Below are 22,768 nucleotides of genomic sequence, written 5' to 3'. Positions count from 1 at the left end.
ATGTGATACAAAAAAGCAACTTATCCATACCGCATCCTCATGTTTAGAAGACTTTCTATCACCAAATCCTGGTTACACTTACAGCCGCATCCTTTTCGATTGTTGTTGTATTTGGAGTGGATTTTACTGGGGATTTCGACCTTCAAAATCTTTGGATTTCCAGTTTGGTTACAGCCCGCACTGTGGGATGGCAAAACGCACACCTGGGGCAAGCCTTCCTTCTGGAATGGGTCAGAGTACTTTGTGCAAATCAGCCTCAAACCAACCGATACGATTACGATTCTGAGCCTCTTACTGGCGTTTGGATTGATGGGTTTCGGATTGCCAACTACGCGGCTCGGTAAGTGGATTCATACCTCGATCGCATTCATGATCATTGGGACGATCGCAAATATTCAAGGTTGGGGATTAGAAACGCTTTCACCCTTATTGCTGATTGTTCTGTTACGCAGTTGTCTGATGTTTCAGAAGCGCGATCGTTGGATCATGGCAGTCTTGATGTGGTGCATTTATCCAATCACCCTATTTCCTTTTCTGCTGGTTTGGATTATTCTACATCCTGCCATCCGGTCTAAAGGTGAATGGGCATCCTTTGACTGGCTTACATTCTTACCCAACGGCGGCGCTCGTCTCAATGCAGAATTTAGTGCAGAACAAGTTAGCAAGTTCTTTGACTATCTACAGGATTTTATTCTGTTCTTCTTAACAGATAGCTTGCTTTCATTTGGGTTGATTCTATTATTTGTTCTCCTTTTAGTTGGTTCAGTCGTCAATGAGCGGAACGGACGACGCAAACTTGCACAGGCACACGAACAGCTTTATCAATATTCAATTCAAATTGAAGACCAGGCAACATTACAAGAACGCACCCGCATTGCTCGTGACATTCACGATTCTCTAGGTCATCTATTGACGACTCAGAATGTGTTGCTACAAAATGCGGCTCTCTCACTACAGTCAAATTCTGATGAGGCAAAAACGTTTCTCGATCAAAGCCGACAAATTTCTTCAGATGCGCTGAGAGAACTGCGACAATCGATCGCACTGCTCCGTTCTGATCCGCTAGAAGGTCGATCGCTGAGTGATGCCATTGCCACTCTTACCCAAAACTTTCAGCTTGCAACAGGGTTATATCCAACGGTTCGCCTGGAGACACAAGTAGCCTTACCGACCAGAATACAAGTTGCAGTCTACCGGATCATCGAAGAAGCTCTAACCAACGTCCAGAAATATAGCAATGCCACTCAGGTTAACATTCAAATTAAACTAGAATCAACTGAAAAAACTTGTCATCTTTCTCTGCAAATCGAGGATGATGGGCGAGGGTTCCAAGTTGAGCAAAATGCAACCGGATTTGGGCTACGAGGAATGCAAGAACGCGCCGAAAGTTTAGGCGGAACCTTCCAGATCATCAGTGCTCCGGGCGCAGGTTGCAAAGTCTGTGTAACCATTCCACTCCCTCAAGTGATTTTATGATTCGCCTGCTTCTAGTCGAAGATCAAACGCTACTCCGTCAGGGACTCAGACGTTTGTTAGAGGCGCAATCAGATCTACAGGTGATTGGAGAAGCAGAAAACGGGCAACAAGCGATCGAGCAAGCCGCGCAGCTTCAACCCGATTTAGTCTTAATGGATGTGCAAATGCCTGTGATGGACGGCGTTGCCGCGACTCAAATGATTTGCGATCGCAGCCCTCAAATCAAAGTTCTGATTCTCACCACCTTTGACGACGAGCACTATATTCAACAGGCGATGGACTTTGGCGCGATCGGCTATCTCCTCAAAGACACCCCTTCAGACGAACTTGCCGATGCCATCCGTTCTGCTCACAGAGGCTACACCCAGCTCGCCCCCGGACTGTTTCAGAAAGTGTTTTCTCAGCGGGTCGCCTCCCCAAATTCAGTCAGTTCGTCAAAAATTGAATTAGCAGAATTATCCCCTAGAGAACGGGAAGTACTGAGCCTGATTGCCACAGGTGCCAACAACCGCGAAATTGCTGAAGTTCTCTGCATTACTGAGAAGACGGTGAAAAATCATGTCTCCAGCATTTTGAGTCGGCTAAATCTGCGCGATCGCACTCAAATCGCCGTCTTTGCCCATTCCTTTCTCACCCCAAAGTTGTCTGAGAATTCTGAATCTGTCAGAAAATAAAAGCTCTCGGCTCCCAACCTCACGTAATTAATCCCTACAAAATAGGCAGAGTGCAAGAAAAGTTGCAGGCGGCAAACAAGCTTGACTCACTTAAAAACCGCTAACCCAGGCAAGGCTGTAATTTTCTTTATATCCTCGTATGTAATTCACGCAAGCTTTACAGCTATTTTTACTTCTATCAGATAAAAGTAAAATGTCAGGGTTACTGAGAAATCCCTCATTTGGATTGAAAGATTACTGATTTTCAGCTTAAAGTTGCGAATGAGAGGGAATTCTAGATAAAAGTGCTGTAGATATCCAGGGTGTTCGATATCTTTGTCTACTCGCCCTTTCTTTTAGACACATGACGCTCCAGATATGGGTGTCAAAATTTACGACAGCCAATCCATTCGAGGAGTCCCAAAAGCCTGATCGCTGATTTAGACTTGGTAGAAATTGGTACATCTAGTCTCTGGTCATCGTGCCAAAATCATCCTAGATTAAACGTGAAACGCATTCCAAGCTCCGCAAGATCTGAGCCGATCGATCGCCCAATGGCTGGCCGCAAGTTTTAACCCGCCCCGATCGCCACTGGCTCAAGGAATCCTTTAGCTTCTCACTGAAAACCGTTATGACTGCATCTCCTCATCTGCCCAACCGCCACGTTGGTGATCTTCTCAAAGACACCTTCGTCACCAGCAAATCTTCTCTCACCAGTGAACGGGTGCCCCTCAATCATGTCGTGATGGATGTGATCCCACATGGGGAGCCGCCTAATGTGGGTCGGGCAGAGTTTGTAGTTGCACCGTCTCTTGCAGAGTCTGCTCTCGTCTCGACTCAGACCACTTCACTACCCGCCAAAGGTCGGTTTGCCTCTTTTCTGGCTCCCCTGACGCAGACCAGATTTAAAGAAGTCGTCAAAGAGGTTGAGCAAAAGCTGCAAATCGTGAATCAGACCCTCTCAATGCTGGACATGCAAGGGTTTGAGACCATTCTCGAAGAGATGCTCAATTCGATCACCTCCAAAACAGGAGAATTGCTCAACGCTGATCGCACAACGATTTATCTATTGGATGAGGAAAAGAACGAGCTTTACACCACGACCGCAGAAGGAGAAGAGGGACGCAGCATTGAGATTCGCTTTCCGATCGACCAGGGGATCGCGGGCGAAGTGGCAACCTTTAAACGAGCCGTCTACAACCCCTTCGATTTTTTCAACGATCCGCGATCGACTCAAGCCAAAATTCAGTATCAAAAGACGGGATATCGAACCTTTACGATGCTGACCCTGCCTTTACTCAATGACCAAGAAGAGCTAGTCGCCGTTGTGCAATTGGTCAACAAATTAAAACCAGGCTGCGATCGTCACGCTCCCATTGATGAGCAGATTGATCTCAATGGCTTTACTGACTACGATGAGCAGGTTTTTGAAGATTTTGCGCCGTCGATTCGGCTGATTTTAGAATCCTCTCGATCGTTCTACATTGCCACTCAAAAGCAACGGGCCGCCAATGCTCTGATCAAAGCGACCCAATCTTTGAGCCAGAGCAGCCTCGACCTCGACGACACCCTCAAGCGCGTGATGGACGAGGCCAAAAAACTGATGAACGCCGATCGCAGTACCCTCTGGCTGATCGATCGCGAACGGGATGAAGTCTGGACTCGCGTCACCCTAGCGGACGGCACCTTGAGAGAATTGCGATTACCGATCGGATTGGGCAGCTTTGTCGGGCAAGTGGCCGCGTCGGGCGAAGTGCTCAATATTTCCTTTGACCTCTACGAACACGACGGCGCAGAAACCGCCAAGCAAACCGATCAAGCGACGGGCTATCGTACCTGTAGTCTGCTCTGTATGCCCGTTCACAACTCAGACGGTGAACTGATCGGGGTGACTCAACTGGTCAACAAGCAGAGACAGGGCGACTACCCTTCCTACGATCCTGCTAACTGGCCCCAGGCTCCCGAATGCTGGAGAGCGAGTTTTAACCGCAGTGATCAAGATTTTATGGCCACCTTCAACATTCAGGCCGGGGTCGCATTGCAAAACGCCAAACTCTTTGAAACTGTCAAACAGCAAGAGCAGATGCAGCGTGATATCTTGCGATCGCTCTCCAACGGTGTGATCTCAACAGATAAAGAAGGCTTCATTATTGCCGCTAACGAAAGTGCGAAAAAACTTTTGGGACTGGATGGGTTGGCGGCGATCGAAGGTCGTCTGATCACGGATCTGATTCGCATTGAGACGGGTGATTTTTGTCGCTGGTTCAAAATGTCGCTAGACGCGCAAAATCGTGAGCAGTACTATCCCGATCAGACGCTGCAATCGGTCGTCGGCGAAGAACAGCACAGCATTAATTTGTCGATCAACACGATCGCCGCGGCCAATGACAACCAAAAAGTGTCCGGTGCGCTAGTGGTGATGGATGACATCAGTGACGAAAAGCGGCTCAAAAGTACGATGTACCGCTATATGACCCAGGAACTGGCAGAGCAGCTATTAGAAAATCCAGATGCCGCCAAGATGGGAGGCGATCGCAAAGAAGTGTCTGTCCTGTTCTCCGACATTCGCAGCTATACAACCCTGACAGAAACGCTGGCCGCCGAAGAAGTCGTGGAAATGCTCAACCAATATTTTGAGTCGATGGTGGATGCGGTCTTTGCTCACAAAGGTATTCTTGACAAGTACATCGGCGACGCGATCATGGCGGTTTTTGGCTCACCGTTGCCGCTGGATGATCATCAGTGGATGGCAGTCAAAACGGCAGTAGAGATGCGAGAACGACTGGAACTCTTTAACGAAAGACGCGAAGCCGAAAATCAGAAAGCGATCAAAATTGGTATTGGCATCAATTCAGATACCGTGATCAGCGGCAATATTGGCTGTAGCAAGCGGATGGAGTTTACGGCGATCGGCGATGGGGTTAATCTGGGTGCCCGACTCGAAGGCGCAACCAAACTCTATGGCACCGATATTGTCATTAGTGAAAGTACGTATCGACCCTGTGCCGATCGGGTTTGGGCGAGAGAGCTTGATTTCATCAAAGTCAAAGGCAAAAATCAGCCCGTCGCCGTCTACGAACTGGTAGGGCTGCGCGATCAATCGATCCCTGCCCAAAAACAGCAGGCGATCGAGCATTACCACAAAGCGAGAGAGCATTATCTAAAGCGCAAGTTTGCTCTGGCAGTGGGTGAGTTTGCCCAGGTTTTGGAGATTGACAGCCACGATCGAGCCTCATCTTTGCACATGATTCGCTGTCAACATTGGCTGACCAATCCCCCGCCTGACGACTGGGATGGAGCCTGGGCGCTCACCGAAAAATAGCCTGAATTTTCTTCACAGTTAAAAAAGCCAATCCTATCTTTGAGCAGAAGCAATTAGCCCAATCAGGTAATGGGCAGTCAGGCTGAGAAAAGTTAAACTGCTGCTAGTAAAGCTTGATTCGGCCAGTCTGGTAAGTTCCACAGAAAGTTAACCCAGGAAGTTGAGTCGCCCTGGATTTGAAATGGTTTCACCATCATTTTTCATAATGTCTCACTCAAATCACGCTGATAGCCTTCATTTCTCTCAGAATGACTTTAAGCCAGACTCTCGTCAGTCTGGTCTTGAATTAAACCATTTGCCAAATCTCGAAACACTCATTCCTCAAAATCTTAGTCCTAACAAACGGGCCATTATTGAGCGATTGATTGCGCTACATCAAGCAGAAAGCGCTAATTAAATGTGAATTCGAGTATTCACTTCGGTTATGGAGTCGAGTTGTCCCTAAATCTCCCATGAATCTTGTCTAAAAGTGCGTCAGCATGGGGGGATCGGCGACAGAAGGGCGGAACATCGAATCAAAAAACATTGTTGAATTGACGCTAATTAAATGTGAATTCGATGGATTGCTTCACTCCGATTGTCCATCTGGGAACGCCCCCTACATCCCCCACAAGTGAGGGACTTTGAGCCGGAGTAATTGTTTTGAAGTCCCCCAGAATGGGAGGTTGGGGGGCAGAAGCGGTTGACAACGCAGCGAAAAATCTTCATCGAACCGACGCTAATTAAAGCTACCTGCCAGCACCCCCGATTTGATTTTGTAAATTTACGATCAGGTATTTAGAGAAATCCGTAAATTCCCTGACCTGTCTTGCGAAATCATTCTGGAATAGTCTGTAGTCCTCTTTGAGTGCAATGCCCGTTCCCCCGCATGGTCTCAGATAGGCAGGCTAAAACAATGATGACCAAAGAGCAGTCCCTTCAGATTCTTCAAGAACTAATTGTTAATGTCGAGAAAGCCGATACAGATGACTTTTTCGACCTCGCCCATATTGCTGGACTCAACCCGCTAAAAGATTTTTCTGAGGCGAATTTGAGCGGCGTTGATTTACGCTCTAAGAATATGTCTCATGCTGATCTAATTGGTGCCAATCTAGTCGGTGCCAACCTGATCAACACCAATTTGACCGAGGCGAACCTGATCAGCGCCAATCTGACCAACGCAACCCTGATCAGCGCCATTCTCACAGGAGCAAAACTAATCAGCGCCAACTTGACGGCCGCCGTTTTGATGAGTGCAGCATTAGATAATGCCAATTTGATCGAGGTGACTCTGGTCAGCGCTAATCTCAGTCAGGCAGACATTCGGCGGACAACTCTACTAGGAGCCAGACTAGAGGGCGCAAATTTGAGCGGGGCAAACCTGAATCATTCTGACCTGCGTCGAGTGAGCCTGATGGATGCTGACTTGAGGGGTGCCAGCTTGTATGGAACTGACCTCAGCAGTGCCGATTTGAGAAACTCAATCCTTGCAGATGCCGATTTCACAGGCACTAAAGTTGAAAGAACTCGATTTAGTCAAGTCTCAGAACTGTCGAAGGAAATGAGGCGTGACTTGAAGCAGCGGGGGGCGATTTTTGGGGGATGAGGGAGAACTTCGATGATCTGTTCCCCCTTTGGGGGTAATCTGCTTCGTGAGGAGAGATGAGGGATGAGTTAGGGTTTGATCCTTTAGCCATCCCAATTCTCTACTGAGCGCCATCAGACCTGCGAAGACCCTAGATCCGACACTCTCACTCGCTCTGTTTAAAGTTCAAAGTCTAAAGTCTGACAAGACACGATCGGCTATCAAGTCGGGTTAACAACGGCGGCAGGGCCCAGTAGCGAGAGGTAGGGTTCGATGAAGCAGCGATCGGCTGCCGATTGGGCCCCTTCTACCGTTACGGCCGCTACCTCTTCTTGAAAGCGGGTGTCAAACTCGATGCCTAATCCCAAGGTTTCGTACCAGCCAAAAATTTGAGCAAGCTGAGAATTGGTCTGTTTGCCAAGGGCGTATTGACCCAGCATCTTGTTTTTGGCGGACTGCAATTCTTCTGGGGTCAGGGTTGTCGTGCGGAGGCGATCGACTTCAGTTTGCAAACCTTCTTGAGCGATCGCCGTATTCTCTGGTGCGGTGCCCATGTAGACGACAAATTGGGAGGTGTCGAGGCGGGTGGGGTAGAAGGCAGATACTTCGTAGGCTAGTCCTCGTTTCTCCCTCAACTCGACAAATAGGCGGCTCGACAGTCCGTTGCCTAAGTAGGTGTTTAAGACTTTGAGGGCGGCGTAGTCTGAGGCAGTTGTGGCATCCAAGCTGACCGCAGGGGCAAGATAACCCAGCATGACGATCGACTGTTGCGTTTCCTGGGGCGTGATGGCTTGCTTGGGGGCGGCGACGATCGGCGGCAAATTCAAAGTCGGTAGGGGAACGGAGGGGGCTTGCCAATTGCCCAATACAGACTCGACTTGCGCGATCGCGGCTTCGGAAGTCACTCGTCCTGCAATGCTGATCACAAGATTGTCGGGTCGAAAATAGGTTTGATGATACTGCTGTAAGTCTTGCTGCGTCAGTTTTGCAACGGTTTCCTCGGTGCCCAAGCCCGATCGAGCGTAGGGATGCTGACCATACATGGCTTGACGCAACTGATCCATCGCGATCGTAAAGGGTTGCTCTTGTTGAGAGCGAATGGCTTGCAGGGTGAGCCGCCGTTCTAACTCGACCTCTTCTAAGGGGAAGGTGGGCGATCGCAGCAGTTCTCCCGCCAGCGTTAACATCTGAGCAAAGTCTGAAGAGACAGTTTTTAGGCTCATTAAGAAGTAATCGGAGGTCGAATCTGTATTTAAGCTGGCTCCGATCGTTTCGACCTGTTCGGCAATCTCCAGGGATGAAAACTGCTGGCTGCCTTTGGTGATGACGGATGCGACGAGATGAGACAAACCGGACTGTTGAGGAGATTCCCATCGGCTCCCAGATCGGACAAAGATTCTAGCGGCAATGATGTCAGCCGAGGGATTTTCGACTACTAAAACGACGATGCCATTGTTGAGAACGGTGCGATGGATGGTGCGCTGGGCAAGAGTGGAAGTCACGATCGTAAAAGTCCTGATGAATATTGCTAAATCTAAGGTTTTCAGCCGTCGTTTGACGAGGTTTAAAGAGCTTTCATGACGATCGTGGCATATCGGTAAGGGGACAAATAGCAACTCGCCAACTCCTGCAAGTCTTCGAGGGTGATGGCTTGAATCCGTTGGGGATAGCTGACGGCAACCTCTGCCTGAGCGATCGTGTGGTAGTAGCCATACAGTCCGGCAAGCTGGCTGGGAGTCTCAGTTGAAAAGGCGTAGTCGTTACAGAGCAGGCGTTTGGCGCGGGCAAGCTCTCCTGCGGCGACGGGAGTGGTGATCAGTTCTGAAAGGCGATCGCAAATCAAGGCCTCAACTCGTTCTAGCTGGTCGGGATCAAGCCATGCAGTGATTGTAAAGATCCCGGATTCGCGCTGAAGTGTAAATCCACTGCTGATCCCTTGGACGAGTTGCCGTTCTTCACGCAGTTCTTGAACTAACCGGGACGATCGACTCTCCGCCAGCAAAACTGATAGCACCTCTAGCCCATAGGCATCTTGTAGCGGGTCTCGGTGTTCGGCTTCAGGAAATCGTTGCCAGGGCAAAGTTTCTACATCGGGTCGCAATGGAGGAGTCTTGATCCCCGGAGTCATCCACGCCATCATCAAACGGGCTTGCTCTAGTCGAGGCAGTCTGAGTTCTTGACGACGAATTCCAGTTAGAGGCGGCTCGGCTTCGAGACTGGATTGGGCACAGGTGAGCGGCATTTGGAAGGGATGAAAGGCGCGATCGACTTCCCGAATTGCCTCATCCTGCGAAACGTCTCCTACGATCACCACGGTCATGTTGTCAGGCTGGTAGTGGCTGCGATGAAACTGGCGCATTTCTGCGGGCGATCGCTCCATCAGTTTTTCTTCGGTGCCCAGAATCGATCGTCCGTAAGGATGTCGTTGATAAACACTTTCCATCAAGGCTTCAAAGGCGATGCAGTCTGGATTGTCGTAGGTTTGGCGAATTTCTTCTAACACGACATCGCGCTCTCGATCGAACTCGTCATCAGGGATCGCCGCATTCACCAGCAGATCGCCCAAGTGAGGTAACGTATCGCCCAGATGATGAGCAGCCGTGGTGATGAAATAGTGGGCGTAGTCGTAGCTGGTAGCTGCGTTGGTCATGCCGCCTCGATTTTCGATCGCGTGATCAAAGCTGCCGGGAGGTTGGCGATCGGTGCCCTTAAAAATCATGTGTTCGAGAAAGTGGGCCATGCCTGACCATTCGTCGGGTTCAACGATCGCGCCTGCTTTGACCCAGACATCAACCGCGACGACACCAGAAGGAACGTGTTGGTGAATCAGCGTTAATCCGCCCTCTAGCGTGAGAATGTTGGCTGGAAAGGGGGCTGTCGAGAACTGGGACGATCGGGGTAAGTTCAAGATTATTTTTGGGTGGGGTTGAGGGACAGTCCAAGCTGAGGAGAGGATTGGACAATCAAACAAGTCGGCTAATCATCAAAACTTTACCGACCCATCTACTCATCTTATTCATTCTTTAACCCATTCATCACACGATTTTGCAGCGTCTTTAGGCGTAATCTTGCGGGATTAGTTGTGAGTGTAAAGATTTCTAGACTTTCGTACAAAAATTCCCCTGCTGAGTTCAACAAGGGAAAGCAATTCTGTGAAGTTCACCGCAACGCCGTTTTACCTCAGTTTTTGACCTGGTGCGAGACCAGGTGGGAGCCGATCGCCCGACTTAAAGTTTCCGGATGCAAGTCCGGTCTACTGCCGCCAGACGGATTTAAGTTCCCTAATTGAAAAGCAAGATCATAAAACATTATTGGCAGTCACCAACGCCGCAGTTGAACCTCACTCATTCTAGCGGGAAAGGGGGAGTTTGGGGAGAGGGGGTTGAAGGAGGGATGAGGGATGAGGGATGAGGGATGAGGGATGAGGGATGAGGGATGAAATGTTTTAGGGGCTGTACCAGATGGATTCGATCGTCTTGGAAAGAGCGATTGCGTCTCCTCTCAAATCCTGGGAGGTGTTTAGTAGAACGGTGACGTGTCCTAGTTTTCGGCCGGGGCGCGATTCGGTTTTGCCGTACCAGTGGATGAAGGCGTTGGGAATTTGGGCGAGTTGTTGGCGCTTGGGGAGATAGTCGCTGTGGGAATTTTCGTAGCCTAAAAGATTGACCATGAGAGCGCCTGCACCCTTCATTTTGGGAGTTTCTAGCGGCAATCCGCAGACGGCTCGAAGCTGTTGCTCAAATTGGGAAGGGGCGCAAGCGTCGATCGTATAGTGCCCAGAGTTGTGAGTCCGGGGCGCGATTTCGTTGACTAAAACGTTTCCTTCAGATGTGAGAAATAGCTCAATTCCAAAAATACCGACGACTTGCAGGCTGTCTAAGAGCGTACGAGCGATCGCTTCCACTTCTTGAACAGTGGACGCAGGCAGATCGGCCGGGGCAATGACGCGACGGCAAACTTGATTTTCTTGCTGAGTCTCGACAACGGGATAGACGACGAGTTCTCCCGTGAGCGATCGGGCTGCCATCACGGCCAATTCCCGCTCAAAGGGCACAAATTCTTCAATTAGAAGCGGCTGATCCCCTAGTTTTTTGAGGGTGGCTTCTAGCTCGTCGAAGTTTCTGAGAATGAACGTGCCTTGACCGTCGTAACCGTGGCGGCGCGTTTTGAGAACGATCGGAAACTTAGAAATATTGGCGTTTGAGAAGTCAGAAAATTGAGGGGTGGGAAGGTGACGATCGCGCAAATAGCAGCGCTGATCGTACTTATCCAGGAGCGGTTTGAGAGACTCTAAACTGGGACGAAAGCAAGCCTTTTGAAGCTGAGAGAGTGCCGCTAAATCGACGAATTCGTTTTCAAAAGTGATGACTTCGCACTGTTGAGCGAGTTGAGCGGTGGCGGCGGCGTTCTCGATCGGGGCAAGGATGGTCTGAGCAGCGATCGACACAGCCGGATCGGTCTCTTCGGGAGTTTGAATGATTAACGCAACGCCCAACTTTTTGGCTGCGTCTGCCATCATCCAGGCTAACTGTCCGCCTCCAATCACGCCAACGGTTCGAGCAGGGTTAGCACTTTCTGAATTCATCGCAACGACATTAACGGCAACCTAAAGATTCTCTCGTATCGACACCCGTTTTGGAATTTGTGCCTTGAGCAACCTGACAAAGTTCTCGAATTTGGGCACCGTCTAAAACAGCGTTGGTGAAGTCGGTTCCGTTAATGTTGATGTCTTTAAAGGTGGAGCGCAACAAAATTGCATCGGTCAAAATCGCATCACTCAAATTCGTGCGAGTGAACTTGACTTGATCCATGAATGCGTTGGTTAAGTCGGCTCCCTGTAAGTTGGTCATCGTCAACACAGAGGCACTTAACACGACCCCTTTCATATCAGCGTTGGCAAAATTGGTGCTTTCGAGATTGGCGTTAGAAAACTCCGCCGATCGCAACGTCTGCCCCGAAAAGTCTTTCCTCGCCAATTCCGCATTGCTGTAAGAAAGGGGTGGCGGATAGTCCAACGCTTGAGCCGGGAGCGAACAGAACCAGAGAATCAGCGCTAACAGAAAGGCAGCCGATCGCCAAAGCATCATAGAATTTCTCGATCGTGAATAAAGTCAGCTTACCTCACGAATGAAACCTTAAATCGATCGTGCCAAATGCCGAACGAGAACTCAGAAATGCCATCATCTCTCAATCAACCAAACCGTCTTTTCATCTCTCCTCGCGAAGCAGATTACCCCCAAAGGGGGAACAGATCATCAAAGTTCTCCCTCATCCCTTTCTCAACGACAACCCAACGATTCTCTCGTATCAACTCCTGTTTTTGAATTTGTGCCGCTGGCTGATTTGCAAAGCTCTTTGACCTGAAGGGCACTCAAGATTGCACCACTAAAGTCTGCGCCCGTCACGTTGGCATCGCGAAACTCAGTCCGCAGCAGCATAGCGTCGGTGAGAACGGCATCACTCAGATTCACGTTCAGAAGACGAACTTGATCCATCATGACCTGATTGAGATTTGCGCCCTGAAAGTTGGTTTCTCTAAGCGTTGAGGTGCTGAATACGGCTCCTTCTAAGTTGCTGTTTGAGAAATTGGCTTTGTCGAGATCAGCGCCCGGAAATTCTTCGGTTCGCAAGTCTCTGCCTGAGAAATCTTTGTTTCCAGATGCGTCGCTGGCAAAGTCGAGGGATTTACCACTGGCCGCAGTCGAGGCGGCCGCATTTGCGGGAAGCGTCCCATTTAGGCAGAAAAGAACGGCAAGAACGATCGACAAAATCAAAGTTCGCAGCCGAGGCATCAACGGTGTGCAGATCATTGCTGAATGTTAAGAGAGTCCATTCTTAGTTTATGAGGAAGGGGCGCTTTGTTGGTTGCTGTCTTCTGCGTATTCCTGGTTTGATTGAGCGACGGCGATCGTCACGGCTCCAGATCCTTCAACTCGAAAGATTTTCTTGGGAATCAAGAGATCAGGGTTTCCACTTCCCAAAATGGCGGCTGCTTCTGAGACGCTGGGCGTTCCCGATCTGCTGTCAACCACGGCTGAAGGATTGGGGACAGAAACCGATCGCAGCGCTTCGGCAGAAAAGTAACGCAAAGGGAGATGACGCTGACCGCAAAATTCCAGTAGTCCGGCTTCATTGGATTTGGTGTCGATCGTGGTCAAGGCGGCGATCGCCAACTCAGCTAAATGATTTGCTTGAAAAATCTCTCGAATCGCCTGGTCAATCAAGACTTGAGAAACGCCCCGCTCACAGCCAACGCCCACCCACAACACTCGCGGATGCCACTGCACTTTGGGTAACTTTGACTCTGGAGCAAACCGCCGCTGAATCGCACTAATCCAAATTCGCCCTTTGGGCGTTGGGGGGTGATCTCGTTGGGTCGCCGTGTATTCAGGAAAGCCAAAATAGAACGAATGATCAGACGGTAATTCAGTTTGCCACTGCGTTGAGCCTGCTTCTTGAATGACTTGAATGGGATCTTGATGAGCGATTGCTTCCCTCACGCCTTCCCAATCTCCGCTGCCTTTTTGCCAGCCGTACAGACTTCCCAAACGGACGATTTCTAGCATGAGCAATCGTTCAAATCCTACTTTTTGAAATTAGTACAACGAGAGGCTTGACAAACACTGAAAGGAGGTGTCATATTTTACGCATAGCGAAAGACATAAACGTTAGGCGCAAGGCTTGGGTTTCCGTCTCATGTGCAGCATCTCAAAGTTTCAGATTAATGTGTAGCTCGTATTTTGGCTCAACATTTATCTAGCTAGAGATTCAGAAGGTCAAAATTTAGATGGATGCTGGTTCAGAATACTGGCTGTACGTCAATTTGAAGCTCTGAGATACTGTTTTTGAGACGATAACCATCAAGGTTACTAAGTAATTCGATCGGGTTTCTCTTAGAGGATTCGATTTTGTGCCTGGGTTTCTCTTAGAGAATTCAGGTCGCGCCAAATAAATGTCCGACGCTTCTAACAAAATTATTAGGAGCTTACGCATGATGAACATGCAAAATTTTGGCAATTCAACTCCCTCTTGCGCTTTGTATTGGGACTGGCAAAACGTTAGATGTACTGACAACGAAGCAGATTATTTGTTGAGTTGGGCAGACATTGTATTTAACCTGAAGAGCAAAAAAGCTTACGCTTACTGGCGGCGTGAAAACGAGCAACGCGAAGAGTTCCTCTACAAAATTGGACTTGAGTGCGTCAACATCCCTTCCCGCCAAAAGAACAGTGTAGATGACCAACTGATTCAAGATTGTAGAAGCCAAGCTTTGAATAATCCACAGATTAATGTTGTGATTCTCGTCTCTGGAGATAAAGATTTTGCACCATTAGTTCGTGACCTAAAAGCTAAAGGGAAATGGGTCATCATCATTGCTCAATGCAACAACGTTAGTAAGAAACTACGTGAATTAGCTAACGAGTTTCGCTACGTGAGTGAGCTTTTCAAACAAGCTGCTTAATCAGGTAGAAAATCTACTCAAGAGAGAAGGGATTACAATGCACAAACTTCTGACATTCCACAATGAAAACCTGTTGCGTCATGCACTGACCCATCGTTCTTACATAAACGAAAATCCGGGGGAAATGCAGAATGAACGGCTGGAATTTTTGGGAGACGCAATCCTGACTTTCTTGAGTGGAGAATATCTGTATCGTCGCCATCCAGAAATGGGAGAGGACGAAATGACCCGACGACGATCGGCACTCGTTGACGAAAAACAATTAGCCAAATTTGCCATAGAAGTTGGCATCGATTTTAGAATGCGATTGGGCAGAGGCACCATCCAAGATGGAGGTTATCAAAATCCAAATTTGTTGAGCAGTACCTTTGAGGCAGTTGTCGCTGCTTACTACTTGGATTGCGATCGAGATATTGAAAAAGTTCGTCCTTTGATCGAGCAATTTTTTGACTCAGTTCCTGAAGGAATCGTCGTGTCTCGCTCTAGCGTAGATTCTAAAAATCGACTTCAAGAAGTGGTACAGGCAAACATCAGTTCAACGCCACCTAAATACCTCACAGAAAAAGCTGGAGGCATGGATCACAAACCAGAATTTGTCTCTAAAGTTTTGGTCGGTGACAAAGTGTATGGAGAAGGCAAAGGCACCAGCAAAAAAGATGCCGAAAAACGAGCGGCCGAAGATGCACTCGCCAAACTCAAAAAACGAGGCTTGATTTGAGCGATCGAGATTAAGACGATCGCTCCTCCAAATCCCTCACAATAAAGAAGCCGCTTTTTGCTTGAGAAATCGCCATGACGCTCAAAGAACTTCAGGCACAGCTACTCTCGCTCACTCCTTCCAAGAAAGCCGAAGCGATTCAGATCTTGACGCGCAGCCTCAGCAGCAATTGGCGCGGCATTACCAAAACGCCGGGAGTCTGTGGGGGCGACGCTTGCATCGAAGGAACGCGCATTCCAGTCTGGGTGCTGGTAGAAGCGAGAAATCTGGGAATCAGCGAAATGGATCTTCTGAAAGACTACCTCACTCTCTCTGCAACGGATCTAGCAAACGCTTGGGTCTATGCAGACGCGCATTCTGAGGAAATTGCAGCGACGATTCGAGAAAATGAGGAAGCGTGATTAGTGGCTGACCTCTATGCGATGAGCAATTTCCTCAACGAGTGGTTGAAGGGCTACGATTTCTACAGCACAACGTACTCACCGTTCAAGAAGCAAACAATCGAGGACTGTCTGACGAGGAAGTTTTGAGCTTTGCCACGATGACTGGAAGAGCCGTTTTGACCCTCAATCGTCGTCACTTGATTCGATTGCATCAGGTGCAACCCGACCATGCTGGGATTGTGATTTGTCGAGACGAGTCCGATCGCGCAAGCATGGCAAATCGAATCAGTGAAGCGACCCCTTGCGGGTAACTCGAAGAGATCGCCCTTTCTGAACCTCTAAATGGCAAGTTAATTCGAGTTAATCGTCCTGGTTAATTGCACAAAAAAATCGCCCTCAAGTTTAAGCACTCAAGAGCGATCGGTCTTCAAGCCAAAATTTACAGATTCAAGGGAGATCTCTCTACATCTTTGCTCACTTGCAGAGCAGGTTTGTCAGCCGCTTGCAGCATCGGCGTTTGTGTCACCGAGTTGTTTGCCAGCGTAAACAGCGGATTGGAGAGAATGCCAGCCACCGTCGTCGCGATCAGCGTCATGATCAAACCGACTTGCAAAGGACGCATCCCCGGCAAATCCCAGCGAATCGCAGGATAGTTTTTCACCGATTCAGACATTTCCTGCGGCTCTTTGACGACCATCATCTTCACCACACGAATGTAGTAGTAGATCGAAATCACACTCGCTACCAAACCCAACAGTACCAACGGATACGCGCCCGCTTGCCAACCTGCCCAAAAGAGATACAGCTTACCAAAGAAGCCAGCCAGAGGCGGAATGCCACCCAGCGACAGGAGACAGACGCTGAGAGCCAGAGTCAAAAGCGGGTCTTTTTGATACAAACCAGAGTATTCGCTGATTTGGTCAGTTCCCGTTCTCAACGTGAAGAGAATAATGCAGGTAAATGCGCCCAAGTTCATGAACAGATAGATCATCAGGTAGAAGATCATGCTGGCATATCCGGCATCGGTGCCAATCACCAGCCCAATCATGACGAAACCTGCTTGACCGATCGACGAATAGGCCAAAAGCCGCTTCATACTCGTTTGCGCCAGGGCGACCACGTTGCCCAACACCATACTCAAGAGAGCGAGAGTTGTCATGACTAGGTGCCACTGCTCCGTCACCAGCGGGAAGGCCGTCACAAGCAGCCGAATCGCCAGCGCAAATCCAGCCGCCTTTGACCCCACCGATAAGAAGGCAACCACGGGAGTCGGTGACCCTTCATACACATCCGGAGTCCACTGGTGAAAGGGAACGGCGGCAATTTTGAAAGCGATGCCCGCGATCGCAAATACCAGCGCAATCACCAGACCGATCGAGTTCTCTAAGCCCGCTGCCCCAATGCTGGTAGAGATGGCACTCAGACGAGTTTCTCCACCCGATAGCCCATACAGCAACGACGCACCATAGAGGAAAATCGCCGAACTCGATGCCCCAATCAGCAGATATTTGAGCGCAGCCTCATTCGATCGCGGGTCACGTTTGGTATAGCCCGTTAACAAATAAGAAGAAATACTGAGCGTTTCGAGCGAGACATAGACCGACACTAGCTCGTCTGAGCCAGAGAGGAACATGCCGCCCAAAACAGCCGTGAGCAAGATGGTGAGAAATTCTGCCAGAGCCGTGCCCGATTGCTCGACATAGCGAATCGACATCAAAATCGTCACAGCCGCCGAGAGCGCAATGATCCCCCGGAAGACCACACTCATGTTGTCGGCGTTGAACTCTCCAAAAAAAGAAATTGGGCTGGTGGAGCCCCAGCGCTGGTAGAGGGCGAAGACGGCGGACAGCAAGCCCCCGATCGCCACATAAGGAGTCCAACGGGCGGAGGCGGTGCGCCCCACAATCAAGTCACCCACGATCACCAACAGAATCGTGACGATGACGATTCCCTCTGGCAAGATCGTTCCCGCGTTTAACTGGGCTGCAAGAGTAGCAAAGTCCATAAAGCTGAGTCCGATTGAGCGGTTAACGAAAATTTAGGAACTCAACGCCTTAAAGACAAGAGAATCCTAAGTTAGTACAGATCTTTTACGGATTTTAACGTGCCCGGTACTCTAGATCCCGTTAATTTCTGCGATCCGTGCTCAAACCGAGATTGGTTCTCTTAGAAGCTGGCATCTAATTGAGTTTATGGATCTCGATGATGCATAGAGAAAGCACAAGGGACAAGAGAACGGTTTATCTTGGGTTGACGACTAGAAATTAAAACTTAACGTTGAGGAGAACCCCTCGTAAAGTTTACGTTTTTTGGAGAGAAAACCTGCGGTTGAGCGAGAAACCCGGCGCAGATAGTAGAGAGATCCGCCAAAAATCTTTGTGGTGAAATCTCCTGGGCTGTGGGTATGGTTATAAGTTAGGAGAGATAGGCTCTTCGATTGTGCGTTTTGTCAATTGTCGAAATCCCCTATAAAAATGGAGATTTAGCAATCTTTTTAGATTTGAGGCACAAAAAGCCTTTAACTTAGTTTCTACACTGGACTTACCAAATCCAAGATTCTGCAATCTATTCAGATTTGGTGTTATTGATGAGATACGTCATCCTGAAATCGCCCTCACTGATTTAATCGCCTGCCCGATCGCTCTTTTCTCTGGAAGCTAACGAGACTCATGTCAACGCTTGTCATCGTCGAATCTCCAACTAAAGCCCGCACCATTCGCAACTATCTGCCGTCTAGCTACCGGGTAGAAGCATCGATGGGGCATGTCCGCGATTTGCCTCAGTCTACTAGTGACGTTCCTGCCTCGATCACTGATAAGAAGGTCAGAGAGATGGGCGTGAATGTGGATGCGGACTTTGAGCCGATTTATCTAGTGCCCAAAGACAAAGCCAAAATTGTCAAAACCCTAAAGGATGCCCTTAAGGACGCGACGGAGTTGGTGCTGGCGACTGACGAAGACCGTGAAGGAGAAAGCATTAGCTGGCATTTGTTGCAGCTTCTCAAGCCCAAGGTGCCTGTCAAGCGCATGGTGTTTCACGAGATCACGCAAGAAGCGATCCGAGAAGCGATCAATAATTGTCGAGATATTGACGAAGGACTGGTCAGGGCGCAAGAGACGCGGCGCATCCTCGATCGCTTAGTTGGCTACACGCTTTCCCCCTTGCTCTGGAAGAAAGTCGCTTACGGGCTGTCTGCTGGGCGGGTGCAATCCGTTGCGGTGCGGCTGTTGGTGACTCGTGAACGGCAGCGTCGAGCCTTCCGCAAAGGGGCTTACTGGGATCTCAAAGCGCTGTTGGCGATCGGAGAATCCACCCATTCCGACAAGCCCGACAACCAGTTTGAAGCAAAGCTAACCACGCTGGCGGGACGCAAACTGGCCACAGGTGCCGACTTTGACGAAGCAACCGGACAAGTTGCCGCAGGTCGCAATGTCGTTTTGCTCAACGAAATCGAAGCCAGAGCGCTCCAAGAACGACTGACAGACAAAGCCTGGACGGTTTCGGATCTCGAAGAGCGCCCCGTCACGCGCAAACCTTCCCCGCCCTTCACAACCTCAACGCTGCAACAAGAATCAAACCGCAAGCTCAGTCTCTCGGCTCGTGACACAATGCGGACGGCGCAAAGTTTGTATGAGCAGGGCTACATTACCTACATGAGAACGGATTCAGTACATTTGTCGAGTCAGGCCGTTTCTGCTGCTCGTGAGTGTGTTGAGCAAATGTATGGTGCCAACTATCTCAGTCCTCAGCCACGTCAGTTCACGACCAAGAGCAAAGGCGCACAGGAGGCCCACGAGGCGATTCGTCCGGCTGGTAGTAGCTTCCGCACGCCTCAGCAGACTGGACTGAGTGGGCGAGAGTTTCAACTCTACGATCTGATCTGGAAGCGGACTGTGGCGACTCAAATGGCCGATGCTCGTCAGACCCAGATCTCGGTGCAGATTCAGGTAGAGGATGCTGGATTTCGCGCCAGCGGTAAGCGGATTGACTTTCCGGGCTTCTTTCGAGCATACGTTGAAGGCTCCGATGATCCCAATGCGGCGATCGAGAACCAGGAAATCATTCTCCCCGCCATGCGTGTCGGCGACCATCCCAACTGCCGCAACCTGGACGCGATCGGACACGAAACCCAACCCCCTGCCCGCTACACCGAAGCTTCCCTCGTCAAAATGCTCGAAAGTGAAGGCATTGGTCGTCCGAGTACCTACGCCAGCATTATCAGCACGATTATCGATCGCGGCTACGCTCAATTGGTCAGCAATGCGTTGATCCCCACCTTTACCGCCTTTGCTGTCACCTCTTTATTAGAGAAGCATTTCCCTGATCTGGTAGACACCAGTTTTACCGCCAAAATGGAGCGGACGCTGGATGACATCTCAACAGGTGAAGTGCAGTGGCTGCCTTATCTCAAGGAATTTTATCTGGGTGACGATGGATTGGAAACGCAGGTACGCGATCGCGAAAGCCAGATTGACCCGACCGAAGCCCGCACGGTTGAACTAGAACAACTCGCTGCCAAAGTTCGGATTGGTCGCTATGGGGCCTACATCGAAGTCGAGAACGGCGATGGGATGGTCAAAGCCTCCATTCCAAAAGATCTCACTCCCGCTGATCTTGATCCCGAACAGGTCGAAACGCTTCTCCGACAAAAGACAGAAGGCCCGGACAAACTCGGTTTTCATCCTGAGACGGGTGAACCAATCTACGTTCTGATTGGCGCGTATGGCCCTTACGTTCAGCTTGGCGACGCGACGGATGAAAATCCCAAACCCAAACGGGCTTCCTTACCCAAAGGCGTGACCACCGATACCGTCACTTTAGAGCAAGCAGTTGGGCTACTCGCGCTGCCTCGCAACTTGGGAATGCACCCCGACGGCGGCAAGGTTCAGGCAAGCTTGGGGCGATTTGGCCCTTACATCGTGCATGACCAGGGCAAAGGCGTGAAGGAATACCGATCGCTCAAAGGGGATGATGATGTGTTGTCGATTAGCTTCGATCGCGCCTTAGCGCTCCTAGCCGAACCCAAAGTCACCCGTGGTAAACGAGGCGCAGCCAAGCCGTTGCGAGAACTCGGTGCCCACCCTGAAGACAATGAGCCTGTGAACATTTACGACGGGCCCTATGGATCTTACATCAAGCATGGCAAGGTGAATGCCTCACTGCCAGAAGGTCAGACCGTCGAAGAAATCTCAATGGAGGTGGCGGTAGAAGCGCTCAATGCCAAAGCAGGCACCAAAGGCAAAAAATCTGGCACGACTAAATCAAAAGCCGCTACCTCCAAAGCAACCGCATCCAAAAAGACCGCATCCAAAAAGACCGCAGACGACGATTCTGAAGTAGCTGAAAAGAAAACCACCAAGAAGGCAGCTACCAAGTCTACCGCCAAAAAAACAACCACTCGCAAGACTGCCGCAGCCGCCAAAAAAACGACCAGTACAACCCGCAAAAAGCTACAAACGGCTGAAGAGTAGAAGGTTCTGTCGAGGAGCGATCGTTCACATGGTCGTTTCCACAGGATCGTTTCAAATCGTGGTAAGCGCAAGACGGTTTCTATTTTCTATTTGCAGAATTATGACAAAGCGCGATCGCCCGTTTGCAAATTCTCAAACACCTTCTGATTGCTCAAGCTCAACGACTCGTCGCTGGTTAGAAAGGTTTGCTAACGCGAAATGATTACTCTGCTGCAAATTGTTTTGCTGGTTCTAATTGCTGGCTCGATCGTCTTCTATGTTGCCTGCGCCCTAGTTGCCTATCAGTTTTTTACGGCTCCTAAATCGCTCACAACTTCCGTCCAAGATGCCGTGTCTCTGATGGTGCCAATCTGTGGTCTAGACGAGGCAGCCTGGGAAAACTGGTCAGCTTTTTGTAAACAGGATTATCCCTGCTATGAAGTGCTGTTTGGGGTGGTCGATTTGGATGATCCGGCTATTCCGATGCTTGAAAAGCTGGTCAACCTGTTTCCCGATCGCGTCCACCTTTTCACCGGACTCACGCCTCGCGGCATCAACCACAAAGACAGCACCCTCAGCTATCTGCTGGAAGAAGCGCAACATGAGGTAATTATCTTTGCAGACAGTGATATTCAGGTTAGACCCGACTACATTCAGACGGTGACGGCTCCTCTTGCTGATCCAAAAGTGGGGCTTGTTACCTGTGCGTTTGTGGCTCACAATCCCAAATTCTTAGGATCGGCGCTGGCTGCTTTGGGGCGTTGCTGTGATTTTATTCCTAGTGCGCTGGTGGCTCAGAAGCTCGATCGCGGTCTAAAATTTGCCATCGGAGCCACGATCGCCACGCGCAAATCAACGCTGGCAGACTTTGGCGGACTCCATCTTGATCGCATTGGCTCAGACTACAACCTGGGTAAACGGGCCGCTCAAGCGGGATATCAAATCAAGCTCTCTGATTTGCTGCTAGAATCTGACACCGGGCGCGAGAGCATTGATCAACTGTTTCAGCGAGAGTTGCGCTGGTCAAGAACCATTCGCTTTAATCGGGGTGCTATTTACTACACGATCGTCTTTTGTTACGGTGTTGTCTTTTGCATTCCTCTACTTTTGCTGTCAGGGTTTGCAAACTGGGCGATCGCAGTGACTCTCTTTACGTTCGCCGTTCGCTACCTTCAAGCATTCATCGCTGCGTTGAATATGGGTTGTCCGAAGCTGGTGCGCTGGTTTTGGGCGTTGCCTTTGCGGGATAGTTTGAGTTTGGGTGTTTGGGCGATCGGCGCATTTGGGCGAGGCGTATATTGGCGCGGTCGCAAGTTAAAAATTGAAGGTGATGGCATTATTAAGCCCTGGGAGCAGTAGAGCTTCACCTCAAAGCAGATCGCTTTGGAAACTGCCAGTAGCGCTACATTTGCTCCTGCCAATACAGTTCTGCCAATACAGTTGAGCAATGCTGGAGGCTGCTTTGAATCGCTGCTGCTGGATTGTCTGAAGTGGAACGATCGTTCAGCCTACTCACAAAAAAAGATGAACTCTGGGTGGTATATTTGTAGATTATGAAATGATTGTGAAATAAGCACTGATGACTCAACCCGATCGCATTCCTTCTCTGCCAGAAGTGCATCGCACCATCAAGGTTCCCACTCAAGGTAAGTTCTGGCGCAAAATGTTTGCCTATGCGGGCCCAGGATATTTAGTTTCTGTGGGTTACATGGATCCTGGCAACTGGGCCACCGATTTGGC

Annotated in this window: 17 protein-coding genes, 1 other RNA gene and 1 pseudogene; 11 read left to right on the top strand and 8 right to left on the bottom strand. The window is 49.7% G+C overall.

The features are described 5' to 3' along the window. Positions 1-39 precede the first annotated feature (39 nt). From ACJ2PR_RS25330 to ACJ2PR_RS25310, 5 genes are all read left to right on the top strand, one after another. Positions 40-1,476, top strand: coding sequence for a sensor histidine kinase (locus ACJ2PR_RS25330; RefSeq protein WP_446879020.1), 1,437 nt, complete (start codon positions 40-42; stop codon positions 1,474-1,476). Beyond that, positions 1,473-2,150, top strand: coding sequence for a response regulator (locus ACJ2PR_RS25325; RefSeq protein ID WP_446879019.1), 678 nt, complete (start codon positions 1,473-1,475; stop codon positions 2,148-2,150). The genes ACJ2PR_RS25330 and ACJ2PR_RS25325 overlap by 4 nt, the downstream gene beginning before the upstream one ends. Positions 2,151-2,760: 610 nt before the next feature. After that, positions 2,761-5,451 carry a GAF domain-containing protein gene (locus tag ACJ2PR_RS25320; RefSeq protein ID WP_446866668.1) on the top strand — a complete coding sequence of 897 codons (2,691 nt, stop codon included), beginning with the start codon at positions 2,761-2,763 and terminating at the stop codon, positions 5,449-5,451. A gap of 205 nt (positions 5,452-5,656) precedes the next feature. After that, on the top strand, positions 5,657-5,848 hold the full coding sequence (locus tag ACJ2PR_RS25315) for a hypothetical protein (protein ID WP_446866669.1): 192 nt from the start codon (positions 5,657-5,659) through the stop codon (positions 5,846-5,848). Positions 5,849-6,346: 498 nt separating this feature from the next. Further along, a complete protein-coding gene (locus tag ACJ2PR_RS25310) occupies positions 6,347-7,036 on the top strand; it encodes a pentapeptide repeat-containing protein (RefSeq protein WP_446866670.1) in 690 nt (229 codons plus the stop codon). Between the two features lie 200 nt (positions 7,037-7,236). On the opposite strand, the gene ACJ2PR_RS25305 is transcribed toward ACJ2PR_RS25310, so the two are convergent. The 7 genes from ACJ2PR_RS25305 to ACJ2PR_RS25275 all read right to left on the bottom strand — a co-directional run bounded on the left by ACJ2PR_RS25305 (position 7,237) and on the right by ACJ2PR_RS25275 (position 13,581). After that, entirely contained in the window at positions 7,237-8,517 is a 1,281-nt protein-coding gene (locus ACJ2PR_RS25305) for a M16 family metallopeptidase (RefSeq protein ID WP_446866671.1), read from the bottom strand. Positions 8,518-8,579: 62 nt separating this feature from the next. Next, a complete protein-coding gene (locus ACJ2PR_RS25300; RefSeq protein ID WP_446866672.1) occupies positions 8,580-9,923 on the bottom strand; it encodes a M16 family metallopeptidase in 1,344 nt (447 codons plus the stop codon). Between the two features lie 247 nt (positions 9,924-10,170). Then, a non-coding RNA gene (gene ssrS / locus ACJ2PR_RS25295) (6S RNA) lies at positions 10,171-10,354 on the bottom strand. Positions 10,355-10,460: 106 nt separating this feature from the next. Continuing rightward, the gene (locus tag ACJ2PR_RS25290) at positions 10,461-11,600 is read right to left on the bottom strand and encodes a 5-(carboxyamino)imidazole ribonucleotide synthase (protein ID WP_446866673.1); all 1,140 of its coding nucleotides are present in this window, start codon (positions 11,598-11,600) and stop codon (positions 10,461-10,463) included. 10 nt (positions 11,601-11,610) lie between these two features. Then, entirely contained in the window at positions 11,611-12,102 is a 492-nt protein-coding gene (locus ACJ2PR_RS25285; RefSeq protein WP_446879018.1) for a pentapeptide repeat-containing protein, read from the bottom strand. A 192-nt stretch (positions 12,103-12,294) separates the two neighbouring features. Beyond that, positions 12,295-12,825, bottom strand: a complete 531-nt coding sequence (locus ACJ2PR_RS25280) for a pentapeptide repeat-containing protein (protein ID WP_446866675.1) — start codon at positions 12,823-12,825, stop codon at positions 12,295-12,297. A 30-nt stretch (positions 12,826-12,855) separates the two neighbouring features. Then, positions 12,856-13,581: a cobalamin biosynthesis protein gene (locus tag ACJ2PR_RS25275; RefSeq protein WP_446879017.1), complete on the bottom strand. Its 726-nt coding sequence runs from the start codon at positions 13,579-13,581 to the stop codon at positions 12,856-12,858. A gap of 425 nt (positions 13,582-14,006) precedes the next feature. Between ACJ2PR_RS25275 and ACJ2PR_RS25270 the strand changes: the two genes are divergently transcribed. From ACJ2PR_RS25270 to ACJ2PR_RS25255, 4 genes and pseudogenes are all read left to right on the top strand, one after another. Beyond that, positions 14,007-14,477, top strand: a complete 471-nt coding sequence (locus tag ACJ2PR_RS25270) for an NYN domain-containing protein (RefSeq protein WP_446879016.1) — start codon at positions 14,007-14,009, stop codon at positions 14,475-14,477. Positions 14,478-14,514: 37 nt separating this feature from the next. Next, complete coding sequence (gene rnc / locus ACJ2PR_RS25265; RefSeq protein ID WP_446879015.1) at positions 14,515-15,195, top strand: ribonuclease III; 681 nt, start codon at positions 14,515-14,517, stop codon at positions 15,193-15,195. A 74-nt stretch (positions 15,196-15,269) separates the two neighbouring features. Beyond that, a complete protein-coding gene (locus tag ACJ2PR_RS25260; protein ID WP_446879014.1) occupies positions 15,270-15,596 on the top strand; it encodes a DUF433 domain-containing protein in 327 nt (108 codons plus the stop codon). A 26-nt stretch (positions 15,597-15,622) separates the two neighbouring features. Next, positions 15,623-15,889: pseudogene (locus ACJ2PR_RS25255) on the top strand (DUF5615 family PIN-like protein); the annotation flags it as partial. 128 nt (positions 15,890-16,017) lie between these two features. On the opposite strand, the gene ACJ2PR_RS25250 reads toward ACJ2PR_RS25255, so the two are convergent. Beyond that, positions 16,018-17,583 (bottom strand): NAD(P)H-quinone oxidoreductase subunit N, encoded by a 1,566-nt coding sequence (locus ACJ2PR_RS25250; protein WP_446879013.1) that lies wholly within the window; start codon positions 17,581-17,583, stop codon positions 16,018-16,020. A 664-nt stretch (positions 17,584-18,247) separates the two neighbouring features. Here ACJ2PR_RS25250 and topA point away from each other — a divergent pair. Beyond that, positions 18,248-21,049, top strand: coding sequence for a type I DNA topoisomerase (gene topA / locus ACJ2PR_RS25245; protein ID WP_446879012.1), 2,802 nt, complete (start codon positions 18,248-18,250; stop codon positions 21,047-21,049). 198 nt (positions 21,050-21,247) lie between these two features. Continuing rightward, positions 21,248-22,387 carry a glycosyltransferase gene (locus ACJ2PR_RS25240; RefSeq protein WP_446879011.1) on the top strand — a complete coding sequence of 380 codons (1,140 nt, stop codon included), beginning with the start codon at positions 21,248-21,250 and terminating at the stop codon, positions 22,385-22,387. Positions 22,388-22,768 lie beyond the last annotated feature (381 nt).

It is taken from the genome of Phormidesmis sp. 146-33, assembly GCF_052939515.1.
Note: the sequence above shows the minus strand (reverse complement) of the source record. Positions and strands in the feature narration are given on the sequence as shown.

Excerpts from the sequence above, each read along its gene's own strand:
- ACJ2PR_RS25330 (WP_446879020.1), top strand. The coding sequence starts at position 40 with ATGTTTAGAAGACTTTCTATCACCAAATCCTGGTTACACTTACAGCCG.
- ACJ2PR_RS25325 (WP_446879019.1), top strand. The coding sequence starts at position 1,473 with ATGATTCGCCTGCTTCTAGTCGAAGATCAAACGCTACTCCGTCAGGGA.
- ACJ2PR_RS25320 (WP_446866668.1), top strand. The coding sequence starts at position 2,761 with ATGACTGCATCTCCTCATCTGCCCAACCGCCACGTTGGTGATCTTCTC.
- ACJ2PR_RS25315 (WP_446866669.1), top strand. The coding sequence starts at position 5,657 with ATGTCTCACTCAAATCACGCTGATAGCCTTCATTTCTCTCAGAATGAC.
- ACJ2PR_RS25310 (WP_446866670.1), top strand. The coding sequence starts at position 6,347 with ATGATGACCAAAGAGCAGTCCCTTCAGATTCTTCAAGAACTAATTGTT.
- ACJ2PR_RS25290 (WP_446866673.1), bottom strand. The coding sequence starts at position 11,600 with ATGAATTCAGAAAGTGCTAACCCTGCTCGAACCGTTGGCGTGATTGGA.
- ACJ2PR_RS25285 (WP_446879018.1), bottom strand. The coding sequence starts at position 12,102 with ATGATGCTTTGGCGATCGGCTGCCTTTCTGTTAGCGCTGATTCTCTGG.
- ACJ2PR_RS25280 (WP_446866675.1), bottom strand. The coding sequence starts at position 12,825 with ATGATCTGCACACCGTTGATGCCTCGGCTGCGAACTTTGATTTTGTCG.
- ACJ2PR_RS25275 (WP_446879017.1), bottom strand. The coding sequence starts at position 13,581 with ATGCTAGAAATCGTCCGTTTGGGAAGTCTGTACGGCTGGCAAAAAGGC.
- ACJ2PR_RS25270 (WP_446879016.1), top strand. The coding sequence starts at position 14,007 with ATGATGAACATGCAAAATTTTGGCAATTCAACTCCCTCTTGCGCTTTG.
- rnc (WP_446879015.1), top strand. The coding sequence starts at position 14,515 with ATGCACAAACTTCTGACATTCCACAATGAAAACCTGTTGCGTCATGCA.
- ACJ2PR_RS25260 (WP_446879014.1), top strand. The coding sequence starts at position 15,270 with ATGACGCTCAAAGAACTTCAGGCACAGCTACTCTCGCTCACTCCTTCC.
- ACJ2PR_RS25250 (WP_446879013.1), bottom strand. The coding sequence starts at position 17,583 with ATGGACTTTGCTACTCTTGCAGCCCAGTTAAACGCGGGAACGATCTTG.
- topA (WP_446879012.1), top strand. The coding sequence starts at position 18,248 with ATGTCAACGCTTGTCATCGTCGAATCTCCAACTAAAGCCCGCACCATT.
- ACJ2PR_RS25240 (WP_446879011.1), top strand. The coding sequence starts at position 21,248 with ATGATTACTCTGCTGCAAATTGTTTTGCTGGTTCTAATTGCTGGCTCG.